Source organism: Phormidesmis sp. 146-12 (assembly GCF_052939495.1).
The window spans coordinates 1-15,284 of sequence record NZ_JBJPHS010000023.1; the positions used below are offsets into that span (position 1 = coordinate 1).

Consider the following 15,284-nt stretch of genomic DNA (forward strand, 5'->3'; position numbering starts at 1 on the left):
GATCGATGGCTTTCTTGTCGATTCCCTCTCCTAAAAATCGTCCGGACTATTGATCAACAAGACTATGTGAATGGCATTGAGCGTGCGATCCAGCGTGTCAGTGCCCGTTCCTAACATCTTGTTCTTTACCTTCCCTTTCAATCAACGGAGCCAATTACCATGATTCAAACATCACAGTCTGCATTGTCCTTACTTCAACAACAATCCGAAAGACCGATTCTAGCGAAATTTGTGGCTCCGCATTGTGGCGGTTGTATCACACTCAAACCTGTTTTAGAGCGACTGGCACAAGAACATGCAGATCACCTGCATCTGATCGAAATCGACATCACCGAAGAACCAGAATTAGCAATGGAACTGGATGTCCGCAGCGTTCCCACAGTTGTATTGTTCCAGCAAGAACAAGAGATTGGACGACTTGTAGGCTTACAACCCAAGCAGCACTACGCGAACTTAGTGCAGCAAGCAATCTAACCGGATACGAGCAAGATGCTCACACAACCTAAACCAGAATTCATCAGAAGTGTGAGCATCTCGCTGATATCTGAATCATCCCTTCAATGCAAAACTGCTCAATCAACTAGGAGAAGCCGCAATGAAATCTCAACAGACTCCGAGTTCACTCGAAATTGTGGCCCCAATGCCACAAAAGAACCCGCACAAGTTCTCCTTCACGTCTAAAACACTCTTCTATGGCGGTCTATTTCTCGGTGCCTTAGTTCTTGCCCTCGTTTCCCCGCATCTATCTGGCTGGTATCTCTACCTCACTGAGCTAGTCGGTCACATTCAGGCTCCTTATCAGCAATGGTTAGAGCAGCAAAATTTGAGTGATCCGATCGTGCTTGTGCCTTTAGCATTCGTAGGTGGATTGATTGCAAGTATCTCGCCTTGTATTCTGTCTTTGCTGCCTGTCAATCTCAGCTATATCGGCACGCTCAAAATCACCTCGCGTCGAGCCGCCTTTAATAAAGCTGGATTGTTCGTTTTGGGTGTAGTTACGGTGTTCAGCTTGTTCGGATTGTTCGCATCCTTCGCAGCAGCAGTCCTCGTTGATTATCGAGGATACTTTAACGTTGTAGTAGGGGCAATCATTCTAGTCATGGGACTCAGCTTTGCGGGAATCATTCACTTGCCCTTGCCACAACCGAAAGCGTCTGTATCGGCAGCGGGGCCTTACGGCATTGGGCTGACGTTTGCACTCGTGAGTTCTCCTTGCTCCAGTCCGGTGCTATTTGCGGTGATTGCAGCCGCCGCCGCAACAGGCTCTCAGTTCATCAGTGTGGTCACGTTGATGAGTTATGGATTGGGTTACACGGCTGTTATCTTCTTCGCTAGTTTGTATGCGGGACTCGTAAAGCAAAGTCGCGTTATTCTAGGAAAATCAGATTGGGTGATTCGCGTTGGCAGTGCCGCGTTGATGCTGGCAGGTGGGTTCTATCTGGTCAATGGAATTCACTGGTTTCTATAACAAGGATGACTGATCAAGGATGAGTTAACGGTGACGCATCCTTGATGAGATGTTTGCAACAGGCGCAGATTATGAGAAACAACAGTTTTAAAGGCAAGCAGTCGCTCCGAATCAATCTAAAACGGCTCCGGGAATGGGGTAGCACCTTTGCTGGAGTCCGATCGCGCCTGCTCATTTGGTACTTTCTACTCACCCTTTGCATTACCCTCATTTCGGTGTGGGCAACCTTTAAGATCTTCTGCGAACTAGAACAACAGCAAGCCGCACAACAATTGCAGCGAGACATCAGCGCGTTAGAACAGCGAATGGCTCAAACAAACCCATCTCAACGCTCACCAGATGTTCTGGTTGAAACACTAGAACAGTTTACGCAAAGTCAAATCAACGATCCTAATAAATCTTTGGTTCTCGTTGTTAACAATCAACTCTACTCCGCCCGATCGTCCAAATTGCCGCTTGCTCTTCATGAGAATGCTGACCTAATTCGACAATGGGCACAAGCGCAACCCGATCGCTCCTCTGTTCAAGAAGATTACATCATTCGGGTTGTAGAGCCGCTTCAACTTGCTGGGCAAACGGGTGCGATCGTTGGACTCTACGATGCGACCTTACGTTACCAGATGGGTGAAACAACGCTTGCGCTAGTTGTTCAGGTGACGACCGCGATGATGATATTGTTTATGGTGATCGTCTGGTTCACCGCGGGACGGCTTCTCGCTCCGTTACGCCAGTTAAGCGATACCGCTCAGATGATTACTGAAACCGACTTGTCAAAGCGTATGACCGTCCGGGGAACCGATGAGATAGCAGATCTCACGCTTACCTTTAATCAGATGCTCGATCGCCTTCAAGCCGCATTCACAAGCCAGCAAGAATTCATCAAAGATGTCAGTCATGAACTCCGAACACCCATCACGATTATTCAGGGACATTTAGAACTCTTGGGCGATGACCCCGAAGAACGCCAAGCGACGGTTGCTTTAGTGCGCGATGAACTGAGGCGAATGAATCGATTCGTCAATGATTTATTGTTGCTCATGCGTGCTGAGCGTCCCAATTTTTTGCGTTCCAGTGTGGTTGACCTTGAACCGTTTACACAAGAACTCTTTGCAAAAGCGCGAGGACTCGCACCTCGAAACTGGAAACTAGAAGCCATTGGTCGAGGTGAAATGGTTTGCGATCGCCAACGTCTGACGCAAGTGATCATGAATTTGGCACAGAATGCGACACAGTATACTCAGGCTGGAGACACGATCGCTATTGGTTCTGCAATTGTCAATGGCACTATTCAGTTCTGGGTGCGCGATACTGGCGAAGGCATTTCTCTTGAGGATCAAGAACGCATCTTCGATCGATTTACGAGAGGCTCAGAGAGCGAACGCCGATCCGAAGGGGCTGGATTAGGGTTATCGATCGTACAAGCTCTGATCAAAGCTCATGGTGGCACCGTCGAACTCTTTAGTCGTCTGGGAGAAGGAGCAACCTTTACTGTGATGGTGCCCCAGCAGCGCCCCGATGTGAATCTTCCAGTTCGACCCCCTTCAGTTGCCCCAATTCGACAGTCCTTATCGCCAAAGAAACAGCCATGAATCGATTGTTGATTGCCGAAGATGAAGCTCGCATTGCTGCTTTTCTAGAAAAGGGATTCCGTGCTAGCGGATTCACAACGACGATCGCGAAAAATGGAGTCGAAGCGATCGCAATGGCACACAGCGAAGACTTTGATTTACTGATTCTCGATTTAGGATTGCCGGGTAAAGATGGCTGGCAAGTTTTAGAGGAAATACGCGGACGCGGAGAACGATTGCGAATTATTATCCTCACGGCCCAAGATGAAGTAGAAGATACCGTAACTGCGCTAGAAAGCGGCGCGAATGACTATGTAACAAAGCCATTTGAGTTTAACGAACTCTTAGCGCGAGTGCGGGTTCAACTGCGAGACAACGTAGTAGCAAAAACTAAAAGCGGTAAAGAAACGACACTTCAGGTCGGCGAGATTGTTCTCGACTTACTGACGCGGCAAGTGTGGATAGGGACACAATTAATTGAGATGTCCGTAAAAGAGTTTGCCCTTGCTGAGATCTTCCTCCGCCACCCCATGCAGGTGATGAGCCGAGAACAATTATTGAACCGTATCTGGGGTTATGACTATGATCCGGGTTCCAATATCGTGGATGCTTATGTCAAACAACTCCGCAAGAAGCTGGGTAGTGACTTGATTGAAACCGTTCGAGGAGTTGGGTATCGGCTACGAGCATAGCATCCTGGAGAAATAGTAACGCTCATTTGGTCAGCAATAACCTAGCTAGATTTGGTTGGGTAACCACTCGACACAGTTTTTGGAGCCATAACCAACCGATCGCCCTACTGCCTCCGAACAACATTGATAGGGGTAACTTCTATGTAAATGTAATTGATGACAAGTTACGTCGTCCGGCTGACAACCCCCCGATCGAAATCTCTGGTGGCATCTCAACTAATTCCCATCCACCATCTCATACTGCCGATCTCTTCGAGATACCTGCAAGGGGTCGCTGCCGTCGTCATACGCTAATGACTCGTCTCATCCGGCTGCTGCGGTTTCTTTCGGTTTCTTCTCAAACACCTGGATGTTGGGTTCGAGAAGAACAAATCCTTTTTCGGTCGGTTGTCCCATCTTCCCGGCGATCGCGGCAACCCACATGGGAAAGTTGGTTTGAGCATCCTCCAGTTTCTTCCAGACTTTGGGCTTGACGGTCATGGAGATGATTTGCCCATCGCAGTCCACCTCAAAAGATTTCCAGCCATTGTCTACAGTCTTTGCATCCGGCAGTTCGTTGATTTTGATGGTGAGTTCAAGTTTTCCAGTGACGGTCATGGTGTGTTCTCCAAAGTTTTGCATTAATCATTCTCCTTAACAGTGGTCAATGAATCAACCTCAGCACGTCGATTTCAACATCTGGAAAAGACAGAGGATGAATCACGCTACTGGTTAGGGTCACTTGCGAACAGGTTCCCTAGATCAAAGGTGTTCGAGACTCCCCATCCACGGGGTCACGAAACACGATGAGTTCCCTCACCCTTGGGTTGATAGGACGAAGCACCCGCACCCAACAATAGAGTATAATCGCCCATGAAACCATTGAAGAAACCGCAGAATTAGTCAATCAAGCAGGCGGGCAAGGAATCGCGGTACAAGTGGATCATCTAGATTCAGAAAAAGTTAGATCGCTCATAGGGTTCTAATTCAGAATACTTTCGTTTCTATTAAGGCTTGTGATGTTCGTGCCAATGATTTGCGATATCAATTCTGCGGCAGAGCCAAACGCGATCGTGTTTCTGAACGTAATCTAAAAATTTCAACAATGCCATTGCTCTTCCAGGTCTGCCTACCAATCGACAATGTAATCCCACGCTCATCATTTTGGGTGCGGTTTCTCCTTCTGCATAGAGTAGATCAAATGAATCACGCAAGTATGCAAAAAACTGATCGCCAGAGTTAAACCCCTGACTGGTGGCGAATCGCATATCGTTGTTATCTAACGTGTAAGGAATCACCAAATGGGACTTTCCAGACTCCTGAACCCAATACGGCAAATCATCCGCATAGCTGTCTGAATCGTAGAGAAACCCTCCTTCCTCAATCACCAATTTGCGAGAAAACGCGCTAGTACGACCCGTATACCAGCCCAACGGACGATCGCCCGTCACACGAGTATGCAGATCGATCGCTTGATATAAATGGTCTCGCTCCGCCGCTTCGCCAAAATATTTGTAGTCAATCCAGCGATACCCATGACTGGCAATTTCCCACTGCGCCTCTTTCATCGCCGCCACTGCCTCCGGATTGCGCTCCAGTGCCATCGCTACCCCGTAAACCGTGACTGGAATTCCTCGCGCTGTGAAGAGTCTATGTAAGCGCCAAAAGCCCGATCGACTGCCATATTCATAGCAAGATTCCATGTTCATATGGCGCATTCCGTTGAGTGGAACGGCTCCCACAATCTCGGATAGAAAGGTTTCCGATGCCTGGTCACCATGCAAAATACAGGTTTCGCCACCTTCCTCATAGTTGATCACAAACTGTACGGCTATTCGCGCTCGATCGGGCCATTTAGCATCCGGAAGGTTGCGCCCATAGCCGACCATATCTCTGGGATACTCAGAATCTTGATCTCTGAAGGATTGTGTTGACATGCTTAGAGTTTGCTGAAGGGTAGTTCTGTACGAATTCAGGGCTTTTGAAATAGATGCTTCTAGTTGCTGCAATGATTTGGGTTAGCGATCGTCACCGTTGCGGGTGTTGTGTGTCATGCTTCAAATCAACCTTCATTTAACGTGAATTCGATGATAATCCTTCACGATGGTTACCAATCCGATCAGCCCCCTAAATCCCCCATGAGTGAGGGACTCTGAACGAGAAATATTGTCTCAAAGTCCCCCAAATTGGGGGGTTGGGGGGCGGAAGTGCTGAACAACGAAGTGAGAAAACTCCATCGAAGTCACGTTACATTTAGGACAAGAACAACTTATAGGCGGGGTTTTGGCTTTCGTCCCAGTAGCGGTAGCCCAGCGTATCGAGAAACGCTTGCCATTCGGTCATCTCATGAGGGGGCACCTGCATTCCGACGACGATGCGCCCATAGTCTGCTCCATGATTGCGATAGTGAAATAGACTGATATTCCAATCGGGACACATCGAGGTGAGAAACTTGATCAACGCACCCGGACGTTCGGGAAACTCAAAGCGGTAAAGCAACTCATTGTGAGCCAGGGGCGATCGCCCGCCTACCATATGTCTGAGATGCAGTTTCGCTAATTCATCATCGGTTAAGTCGATCGTGCTAAAGCCATTCGCTTCAAACGTCGAGACAATTTGAGCCGCATCCGCTCGATTTTGAATTTGCACTCCGACGAAAATGTGGGCGATCTTTTCATCTGCTATTCGGTAATTAAACTCAGTCAAACTGCGCCGACCAATACACTCACAAAACTTGCGTAAGCTGCCCTGTTCTTCAGGAATCGTGACGGCAAAAATCGCTTCTCGACGTTCCCCAAATTCGGCGCGTTCTGCCACAAATCGCAAGCGATCGAAGTTCATATTCGCCCCGCAGGCCACCGCGATCAGCGTTTGATTTTGAATCTGTTCCCGCTCCACATAAGCTTTTGCAGCAGCGATCGCCAGCGCCCCAGCGGGTTCTAGAATCGATCGCGTATCTTCAAATACGTCCTTGATCGCCGCACAAATATCATCCGTATCAACAATCATCACTTCATCAACATACTGCTGACAGAGCCGAAAGGTTTCTACCCCGACTTGACTCACGGCGACCCCATCCGCAAACAATCCCACATGCGACAACTTAATGCGGTGTCCCGCCTGCAACGATTGTGACATCGCATCGGCATCCACTGGCTCAACCCCAATAATTTTAATTTCGGGACGCAGCCGTTTTACATAAGCCGCAATTCCAGAAATCAAACCACCCCCGCCAATGGCCACAAAAATGGCATGAATCGGCTGTTGACATTGACGCAGCATTTCCATCGCGATCGTACCCTGTCCTGCAATCACATCCGGATCATCAAAAGGATGGATAAAAGTCAGATTTTTCTCGGCTTCTAGCTGTCGTGCATACGCATACGCCTCATCATACGTATCACCATGCAATATCACTTCTCCGCCCCGCGCTTTGACGGCCTTAATTTTTACCTGGGGAGTCGTCAACGGCATGACAATCATGGCAGTGGTTCCCAAATGACGGGCACCCAGCGCAACGCCTTGAGCATGGTTTCCCGCCGAGGCTGCAATCACGCCTTGAGCCAGCACATCTGGGGGAAGCTGCGCCATCTTGTTGTAAGCCCCTCGCAGTTTGAAGGAGAACACCGACTGCATATCTTCACGCTTGAGCAGGACTTTATTCCCTAATCGTGCAGACAGATTGGGCGCATAATCCAAGGGAGTCTCTTGGGCAACCTCATAGACGCGAGCATTCAAAATTTTCTCAAGATAATCAGAGGGCATGGCACAGTTTGCAGAGGCAGGATGAGAAATCATTGTACCTGACTTGCTTGTGGGGGGAATGAGGACTGAAGCATAAAGGATGGATGGAAAACCTACTCTAATTGATTGTTAGCCATGACGGAAGCTCTATGTTGATTGTTGAGGCGCGGCATGGAGAGCCTAATTACGTAACGTTGTGTCAGCAGATCGCTCATGCTATCGTAGATGCCTTCAAATTCAGGAGTATGTTGAGCCAAGAACTGAAAGAGCAGGTCTTTAAACTGTCACCGAGCGATCGTACCTTGCCCTAGTCAAGGCCATCATTGAGTCTTTTCAAGAGCAGCCTATTTTCCAGGTCGATCGCGCTAGTGCGATTCAGCGGATGCGAGGCTTGCTCAAAACAGCTCAACCTGCACCAACGGACGAAGAAGTAGCTGCAATGTTGGAGGAACGACAGGTGGAGAAGTATCTTTAGTGACTTTATTTGATACCAACATTATCCTAGATTTTCTGTTGCAGTGAGAGCCATTTTTCAAAACGCAGAACTGCTGCCGCAAGACGGTTTGACCTGGCGCGGCTGTTCCTAAAACAAACTGTGGACGATCGTCACTCATCAATTCTCGCTTAGTGTAAAAAACTACTATATTTACCGTGTAAATGCTGAATACAGCGTCTCGCTTATAAAGAGACTGCTCAAAAAATTTGTGAAAGAAGTGGGTGTTCGGCAGAATTTTGGGGCATTTTATCGAAGCGGAGCGGATTACATAGTCTTCATGACTCCTTCATGACACTTTCCTTACTCAGTAAGATCGCGATCGCACTTCCTCAAAACTTCCCCGCCCGGAGGCAGCAATGGCAGAAAAGACAGGACGCTTTGCGATTTTAGAACAATTAGTTGCAGATGGAATTGAGTATATTTTTGGCAATCCTGGCACCGTCGAGCAAGGCTTTTTGGATGCTTTGTCCGCTTATCCTCAATTGAAATATATATTGACGCTACAAGAATCTGTTGCTGTAATGATGGCCGATGGTCATGCACGCGCGACTAAAAAACCAACGATCGTACAGCTTCATAGCACTCCCGGTGTGGGGAATGGAATTGGTGCGCTATATCAAGCCAAACGTGGACATTCTCCTTTAGTCGTGATTGGTGGCGATGCAGGAATTAAATACATGGGCATGGATGCACAGATGGCGGGAGATCTGGTCGCTCTCGCAGAACCTGTCACCAAATGGTCAACGATGGTTTTAGATTCGTCTTCTCTGCTGCGGGTGTTGCGGCGGGCGATCAAGATTGCGTCTACTCCACCAATGGGCCCCGTCTACATTTGTTTGCCTGCCGACATCTTGGATCAGCCCTGTGTTGAACCGATCTTTCCGACTTGCATTCCTTCAACTCGCACCGTTCCAGAAGATGCGATTACTCATGAGATGGCTCACCTGTTAGCTAATGCTGCTAACCCCATGATCTTTATTGGAGATGGCATTGCTTATTCAGATGCACAAGATGAATTAACCCACGTCGCAGAACTGCTGGGTGCAGAAGTATGGGAAGCCGATAACGGCGAACTCAATATGAGTCAAACTCACCCGCTTTATCAGGGTTCTACCGGACATATGTTTGGGTATCAGAGCCGTCCGATTTTGCAAAAAGGGGATGTCAATCTGGTCTGTGGAACTTACATTTTGCCAGAAGTTTTTCCTGATCTAGGCAGTGTGTTTGCTCCTGATGCCAAAGTGTTGCACATTGACTTAAATGCCTATGAAATTGCAAAAAATCATCCCGTTGACATTGGCGTAGTGAGTGACCCCAAACGATCGCTCGCCCAATTGGCCGCCGCTCTGGAAGCGATTCTAACGCCCGAACAACGACAAGCCGCCGCATCGCGCATCGACAACCTGGCGAGACAGAAAGCAGTGAAGCGATCGCTGGCGCTAGAAGCCGACAAAGCCTTTGAAGAGGCAACGCCGCTCCACTTTTGCCAATTTATGGAAGAGCTTGCCAAGCATTTACCCGAAGATGTGGTGATCTTTGATGAGGCGTTGACTTGTTCTCCTGATGTGGTGCGCTATCGACCGACGACGCAATCGGGACATTATTTTGTGACTCGTGGCGGATCATTGGGAGTGGGCATTCCAGGCGCGATCGGTGTGAAGTTAGCTCATCCTGATAAGACAGTGATTGGCTTTACGGGGGATGGTGGCAGTATGTATACGATACAAGCGCTATGGACGGCTGTACGTCACAATGTCGATGCTAAGTTTGTAGTCTGTAATAATCGATCGTACAAATTGTTACAGTTAAACATTCAGGCGTATTGGCAAGAGCAAGCGATTCCGGCTCATGATTTTCCGCTGAGTTTTGATCTGTCTTATCCAGCGATTCAGTTTGATCAGATGGCTCGATCGATGGGAGTGCCTGCCATTCGCATTGAGCAGCCTGAAGAGATTGCGCCTGCGATCGCGAAAGCACTCTCTCACAAAGGGCCATTCTTACTCGACGTGGTGATCGAGGGCAATATTCAGCCTGAAATGATTACTCAAATGTGCCAGTAATATTACTGAGAAAAATAAAATCATGGATACAATTGTGATCGCGCTTCTCAGAGTGATGTAATCTTATCCATGGTCTCAGTAATTCTGACATTAGTCTGCGATTCCGCAAGTATCTTTTGTGTGTTCCTATCTCGTTGATGCGATCGTTCATCTCTGTATCATTTGCCCATTCCTGGTGAGTCGTGATCAAGACGAATGATCAGTGATTTGTATTCCTGTCGATCGCAATAGCCCGGTACAAGATTTCTAAAAACTATTAGAGCCTCTCAATAATTTTGGTGTGATGAGCAACCCAATCTCTTCTTTTTCCAACGGTCTATCTCGATGCGGATGGACGTTTTTGTTGATGAGTCCCGCGACTGCATTTCTGATTTTGTGGATGACGGCTCCTGGTTTTGCGGCGGTTCAGTCAGTCCCAGAAACTTCACTAGAAACCGTTCAAAATCTCTCAGTTGACCGCGAAGCTGCGATTCTGACAACCGAAGTCATGCAAGCGGTTGAGCCTGTTGAACCTGCGATCGTCCCTTCGGTGTCCAAAACTCCTCGACTCGAACCGTTTACGATCGCGCGTGTCACATCAGTTTCTGGCTTGTCGGATGTCAAACCGTCTGATTGGGCTTTTCAAGCGTTGCAGTCTTTGGTCGAGCGCTACGGTGTGATCGAAGGCTATCCCGACGGCACCTTTAAGGGCAATCGCGCCATGACTCGCTACGAATTTGCTGCGGGACTCAACGCCGCCCTCAATCGGGTGAATGAACTGATCGAAGCGGGCATGTCTGACAAAGTTTCTCGCGCCGATGTCGAAACGCTGGACAAACTACAAAAAGAATTCTCTAAAGAACTGACGACCTTAAGAGGCCGAGTCGATGCCCTCGAAGGCCGCACTGCTCGACTAGAAATGTTTCAGTTCTCCACCACGACAAGGCTATCAGGACAAGCAATTTTTGCCGTCAACGCAGGTCTGCAAAACCGCAACGGTGACGACCCCAACGCCATTTTTATTAGTCGTGTGCGCTTGACGTTGGATACCAGTTTTACGGGACGCGATCGACTCCAGACCCAGCTACAAGTCTCGACCGGAACGCCCGTTTTGCGATCGAGCCAGTCTCCCGGTGTTGCCTTTGATGCGGCGGACTATTTAGCGGATGCTTCTAGCGGATTGTTCTATTCGCCGACAACAGGCAATGGCTTTCAACTCAATCGATTGAGCTATACCTTTCCGGTTGGTAACGACTTGTCGATCGTGCTGTTTCCTCGCGGCTTTGCCTCCGACTATGTAGACTTCAACACCTACTCCAACAAGCAGTTTGACAACGCCAACAACTTCTCGACTACCGTTCTGACGAGCAACATTTTGCTATTTGGTCGTGACTTTACGGCCTCTGGTGCCGCCGCGATTTGGCGACCCAAACAAGGAGCCTTTACCTTTAGAGCCGTCTACGCTGCCCAGGATGCGACCGTCACCAATCCAACAGGTTTGACCACTTTACCAACGGGGTTGGGATCAATTACCGATGCTTATGGCAACCCTCGCAACAACCGACGCGGCGGACTATTTGGCGATCCCTACGTGGGTATTGTCGAAGCGGAATATTCACCTTCTAAGCGGTTTGCGGTGCGGTTTCAATACGCGAATGGTGAAGTGGGCGGCAGAAAATATACAGCGTTTGGGGCCAATGCTGAGTACGCTTTTTCGGAGAATTTCGCGATCTTTGGTCGTGTAGGATATTCGCCTAACTTCTTCCCCAATGCCTTTTTTGGCGGTGCAAAACCGAGCTATTGGCAGGCAGGCGTGGCCCTTCCTAATTTGTTTGTGAAAGATGCGCTGGCGGGTTTATCGGTTGCCCAACCGTTAATCTTTCAGGAAAACGAAGTTCAGACGAGCGTCACGGGAACGCAAACTAACTACGAACTATTTTACAACTACCCGGTCAGTGCTGCAATTCGGATCACGCCCCTGATTCAAATCATCACCGACCCCCTCAACAACCGAGAACGAGGAGCCATCTTCACCGGAACCCTGCGGACGGTTTTCTCCTTCTAGCTGCCTCGGAGCAAGGTTTACAACGTTCAAGAAATTCAGTTGAGAAAAGCCAATGGGTATCGGGATGAAGTCGCCAAAAGATTGGCGCAGATCATTACTTTTACACGCCACGTTATTGAATCCGATCGCGCTAACTGCCATTCTGTTGATTGCTAAAGTTGCCAGCGCAGAATCATTGCCTCCAAGAAGTTCAAGTGCTACTGCTACAGCGTCATTACAGACTGTTGAAGACTACGCGAAAGGGAACGTTCAAGGTGAAAACGCTGCCTTAAATCAGGTTGATCAGTATGTGAACGAAAGCAGCAAAGATGCCGCGATCGCTAGTCAAAATCGTCAAACCCAAAATCCACTTCTCAACCAACTTGATCAATACGCCTACGAAGGCAGCGAAGATCAGTCCTTAGACATTCCCATCAATCGTAAAGTGGGACTGACGGAACTCGAAAAAGCAAGCACTTTAGACTGGACATTTGACACCAGCGACCCCGAAGAAGATTTGGCAACTACGCCGATCGCTCAAGTCACGTCTGTCGCTCAAATCATCGATGTCAAACCAACTGACTGGGCGTTTACAGCACTGCAATCTCTAGTGGAACGATATGGCTGTATTGCGGGCTATCCTGACAAAACCTTTCGCGGCGTTTACCCCAGAGGGGGAACTGCTTCGCAACGTGCCCTCACCCGGTTTGAATTTGCCGCCGGACTGAATGCCTGTCTTGATCGCATTAACGAACTCGCTGTCACCGCGACGAGCAATCTTGTCGCCAAAGAGGATCTCGTCACCCTCGAAAAACTGCAAGCCGAATTTGGCACAGAAATCACGGCCCTCAAAGGACGAGTCGATCTCTTAGAAGCCAGAACTCGCAAGTTAGAGACCGATCGCTTTTCCTTCACTTCTAAGCTGTTTGGGTTAGGCTACTTCAACTATTCAGCGTTGTCGGGTGCGAATGGCTTGGTGCGAGAAGTTGGATTTCGCAGTGTACCGTCTGGAGCGAATGTGCGATCGGCTCCACTCACTCAGCGCGTCAAAAACCCCAACGCCACCTCTAGCGGATTGGTTTGGCTCAACCTGGGATCTTCTTTCACCGGAAAGGACTTGCTGATTACTCAATTGGCAATGGGACAGGGCATTTCACCCGCCAACTTTGTTACCTCTGCGACCTCTACGATCAACAGTACGGGGATTCCGTTTACCGATGCAGGCGCGTATCTCGGCCCTGGTGCCCCCGTTGTTTTGCGAGAACTCGCCTATGAATTTCCGGTGTTAGGCAATGGTCGTCTAGTCGTTGGGCCGAGAATCAATTGGTTCCGCTTTTTTGATGCCAACCCCTTTACCTTTTTTGCAACAGGAACGACCTCACTGAACTCGATCGCAGGCACCCTGACCAATGATGTAAGGCGCGGTGCTGGAGCGATTTTGATTTCCCCTTTAAGTCCTAAACTCGACTTGCGCCTGGGCTATCTTGCAGAAGGCAATGAATATGGCAGCCAAAATCTTTTGCCCTTTAACTCAGCTTCTAGCCCCGCAGAAGGACTGTTTGGCGGCACGAATAGTCTAACGGTAGAACTCACCTACAAGCCTGATCCAGCCTTCAATTTTAGGGTGATGTACAGTCGGGCTAACAGTCAGGCCAGAACTCAATTTTTGGACAATCAAGTTCCGGTGACGAGTCCTGTCAAACTGGTAAGTGGGGCACCGATCAATGGATTGGCGGATGATGGATTTGGCGGCGGATTAAACAATGCTCAGTCCAACATTTTTCAGGTCAATTTTGATTGGCTGCTCAATCGGCGAGTCGGAATTTTTGGGCGGTATGGATTTGCAGATACGCGGCTGAATGCTCAGATCAAGTCGCGCAGTGGCAATATCAATACACAGTCTTTTCAGTTTGGTTTCACAGTTCTAGACTTGTTTAAACGAGGCGCACAGGGAACCGTTTCTTTTGTGATGCCGTTCAATTACACTAAGGGGCGCGACTATCTAGTTTCGGGAGCAGGCGACGGCGGAATTCAATATGAACTAGAAGGCGTTTACTTTTACCCAGTGACGAATAACATTGCGATCGTTCCCAACGTGCAGTTTATCTTCAACGCCAACAACTTCAGCAGCAATCCAACGATCGCTATCTTCAACATTCGCACTCAGTTTAGTTTCTAACGGTAGAGCGAATTCAATATCAGGCAGGTGAGAGAAGCTGTAGCTGCTTTTCCGCCTGCTTTTTGCAATCAAGAACTTTGAACTTATTTAACTTGCCTACTTCAACAAACCTGTCAGTATTATTGCGATCGATGATAACAATAAAGTAAATTTTCTCTGTAGACCTACTTAAAACTACGGATGTAGCTTCGGTATATAACAAGGATGCTAGTTGCGTAGAATTCAGGATCTAAATAAGCTTGTGAGCGACGATCGCTGACCTTCTCAATCAGTAGAAAGTTTTGAACAGCAATACTTTTAGACTTTATTCAGCAGCTACTATCCACCTATTCGCAGGAAACTTATGAGTAATTCGGCTGCACTGACTCAAACCGAACTTCAAGAATTTGCTGAAGCCTGGTATCAAAAGCTTGATGTGCATGAACCCTTGGAAAACTACTTACCTCTGTTGGCAGAGGATGTCGAAATGGTTTTTCCAGAGGCAACGGTTCGTGGATTTGCAGGGTTTACAGGCTGGTATGAGCGCGTGGTTAGCATCTTCTTTGATGAAGTTCATACCGTCAAAGATGTCAAAACCATTTCCACTTCTGAAGATGCAACCGATGTCAAAGTGGTCGTCAAATGGGAAGCCAGCGTGTGGAATGCTCCCGAACCCTACAGCAAACGTATTGTTCTTGATGCTTACCAAACCTGGACAGTCAAGCGATCGACGCTAGGCACTCCTGTTGTCGCCACTTACATTGTTGATGAATTGAAGTACTACGAAGGATCAGCCACGTTGTAGAGATATTAAACATTAGACTCGAAACCTGTCTTGTCTTGAGTCCAAAGTTTTTCCCCAGTTGTAAACTTCTGTGAATCCTTTCCCATCTTGTTGCACTGCTGCCTTAAGTGGGAACACTCAAACAAGATTCAGATTTCGTAAAGCTTTTCCATAAGTGGGTGTTGGGCGAATACCCTCAGTGGGAATACAGAGTTCGTCAATCGAGTTCTTGAGGCGGCGTAAAGGGACAACTTTTTGTCTGCGATCGTCTCACTCGATCTTCTATTTTTCAATCAATTCCTATTTCTCAGC

General features: G+C 48.3%; 12 protein-coding genes. 9 read left to right on the plus strand and 3 right to left on the minus strand.

The features are described from left to right. Positions 1 to 159 precede the first annotated feature (159 nt). The 4 genes from ACKFKF_RS12100 to ACKFKF_RS12115 all read left to right on the plus strand — a co-directional run bounded on the left by ACKFKF_RS12100 (position 160) and on the right by ACKFKF_RS12115 (position 3,728). Positions 160 to 474: a thioredoxin family protein gene (locus tag ACKFKF_RS12100; protein ID WP_446860538.1), complete on the plus strand. Its 315-nt coding sequence runs from the start codon at positions 160 to 162 to the stop codon at positions 472 to 474. Positions 475 to 595: 121 nt separating this feature from the next. Then, positions 596 to 1,468, plus strand: coding sequence for a cytochrome c biogenesis protein CcdA (locus ACKFKF_RS12105; protein WP_446867938.1), 873 nt, complete (start codon positions 596 to 598; stop codon positions 1,466 to 1,468). A gap of 71 nt (positions 1,469 to 1,539) precedes the next feature. After that, positions 1,540 to 3,057: a sensor histidine kinase gene (locus ACKFKF_RS12110; RefSeq protein WP_446867939.1), complete on the plus strand. Its 1,518-nt coding sequence runs from the start codon at positions 1,540 to 1,542 to the stop codon at positions 3,055 to 3,057. Then, positions 3,054 to 3,728: a response regulator transcription factor gene (locus ACKFKF_RS12115; RefSeq protein ID WP_446867940.1), complete on the plus strand. Its 675-nt coding sequence runs from the start codon at positions 3,054 to 3,056 to the stop codon at positions 3,726 to 3,728. The genes ACKFKF_RS12110 and ACKFKF_RS12115 overlap by 4 nt, the downstream gene beginning before the upstream one ends. Before the next feature lie 303 nt (positions 3,729 to 4,031). Here ACKFKF_RS12115 and ACKFKF_RS12120 read toward each other — a convergent pair whose 3' ends face one another. From ACKFKF_RS12120 to ilvA, 3 genes are all read right to left on the minus strand, one after another. Then, the gene (locus ACKFKF_RS12120; protein WP_446867941.1) at positions 4,032 to 4,349 is read right to left on the minus strand and encodes a fertility inhibition FinO-like protein; all 318 of its coding nucleotides are present in this window, start codon (positions 4,347 to 4,349) and stop codon (positions 4,032 to 4,034) included. A 365-nt stretch (positions 4,350 to 4,714) separates the two neighbouring features. Continuing rightward, complete coding sequence (puuE, locus tag ACKFKF_RS12125) at positions 4,715 to 5,644, minus strand: allantoinase PuuE (RefSeq protein WP_446867942.1); 930 nt, start codon at positions 5,642 to 5,644, stop codon at positions 4,715 to 4,717. A gap of 316 nt (positions 5,645 to 5,960) precedes the next feature. Then, entirely contained in the window at positions 5,961 to 7,505 is a 1,545-nt protein-coding gene (gene ilvA, locus ACKFKF_RS12130; RefSeq protein WP_446867943.1) for a threonine ammonia-lyase, biosynthetic, read from the minus strand. Between the two features lie 95 nt (positions 7,506 to 7,600). On the opposite strand from ilvA, the gene ACKFKF_RS12135 reads away from it, so the two are divergent. The 5 genes from ACKFKF_RS12135 (at position 7,601) to ACKFKF_RS12155 (ending at position 14,993) form a co-directional block, all read left to right on the plus strand. Continuing rightward, positions 7,601 to 7,762: a hypothetical protein gene (locus ACKFKF_RS12135; protein ID WP_446867944.1), complete on the plus strand. Its 162-nt coding sequence runs from the start codon at positions 7,601 to 7,603 to the stop codon at positions 7,760 to 7,762. A 541-nt stretch (positions 7,763 to 8,303) separates the two neighbouring features. Further along, positions 8,304 to 10,007: a thiamine pyrophosphate-binding protein gene (locus ACKFKF_RS12140; protein WP_446867945.1), complete on the plus strand. Its 1,704-nt coding sequence runs from the start codon at positions 8,304 to 8,306 to the stop codon at positions 10,005 to 10,007. Between the two features lie 283 nt (positions 10,008 to 10,290). Continuing rightward, positions 10,291 to 12,051, plus strand: a complete 1,761-nt coding sequence (locus tag ACKFKF_RS12145; protein WP_446867946.1) for an iron uptake porin — start codon at positions 10,291 to 10,293, stop codon at positions 12,049 to 12,051. A gap of 64 nt (positions 12,052 to 12,115) precedes the next feature. Next, positions 12,116 to 14,209 (plus strand): iron uptake porin, encoded by a 2,094-nt coding sequence (locus tag ACKFKF_RS12150; protein WP_446867947.1) that lies wholly within the window; start codon positions 12,116 to 12,118, stop codon positions 14,207 to 14,209. 343 nt (positions 14,210 to 14,552) lie between these two features. Further along, complete coding sequence (locus tag ACKFKF_RS12155) at positions 14,553 to 14,993, plus strand: nuclear transport factor 2 family protein (RefSeq protein ID WP_446867948.1); 441 nt, start codon at positions 14,553 to 14,555, stop codon at positions 14,991 to 14,993. Positions 14,994 to 15,284: the final 291 nt, after the last annotated feature.

Bases quoted from the DNA above. Each gene is read 5' to 3' on its own strand.
- ACKFKF_RS12115 (WP_446867940.1), top strand. From the start codon at position 3,054: ATGAATCGATTGTTGATTGCCGAAGATGAAGCTCGCATTGCTGCTTTT.
- ilvA (WP_446867943.1), bottom strand. From the start codon at position 7,505: ATGATTTCTCATCCTGCCTCTGCAAACTGTGCCATGCCCTCTGATTAT.
- ACKFKF_RS12100 (WP_446860538.1), top strand. From the start codon at position 160: ATGATTCAAACATCACAGTCTGCATTGTCCTTACTTCAACAACAATCC.
- puuE (WP_446867942.1), bottom strand. From the start codon at position 5,644: ATGTCAACACAATCCTTCAGAGATCAAGATTCTGAGTATCCCAGAGAT.
- ACKFKF_RS12150 (WP_446867947.1), top strand. From the start codon at position 12,116: ATGAAGTCGCCAAAAGATTGGCGCAGATCATTACTTTTACACGCCACG.
- ACKFKF_RS12140 (WP_446867945.1), top strand. From the start codon at position 8,304: ATGGCAGAAAAGACAGGACGCTTTGCGATTTTAGAACAATTAGTTGCA.
- ACKFKF_RS12105 (WP_446867938.1), top strand. From the start codon at position 596: ATGAAATCTCAACAGACTCCGAGTTCACTCGAAATTGTGGCCCCAATG.
- ACKFKF_RS12120 (WP_446867941.1), bottom strand. From the start codon at position 4,349: ATGCAAAACTTTGGAGAACACACCATGACCGTCACTGGAAAACTTGAA.
- ACKFKF_RS12135 (WP_446867944.1), top strand. From the start codon at position 7,601: ATGTTGATTGTTGAGGCGCGGCATGGAGAGCCTAATTACGTAACGTTG.
- ACKFKF_RS12110 (WP_446867939.1), top strand. From the start codon at position 1,540: ATGAGAAACAACAGTTTTAAAGGCAAGCAGTCGCTCCGAATCAATCTA.
- ACKFKF_RS12155 (WP_446867948.1), top strand. From the start codon at position 14,553: ATGAGTAATTCGGCTGCACTGACTCAAACCGAACTTCAAGAATTTGCT.
- ACKFKF_RS12145 (WP_446867946.1), top strand. From the start codon at position 10,291: ATGAGCAACCCAATCTCTTCTTTTTCCAACGGTCTATCTCGATGCGGA.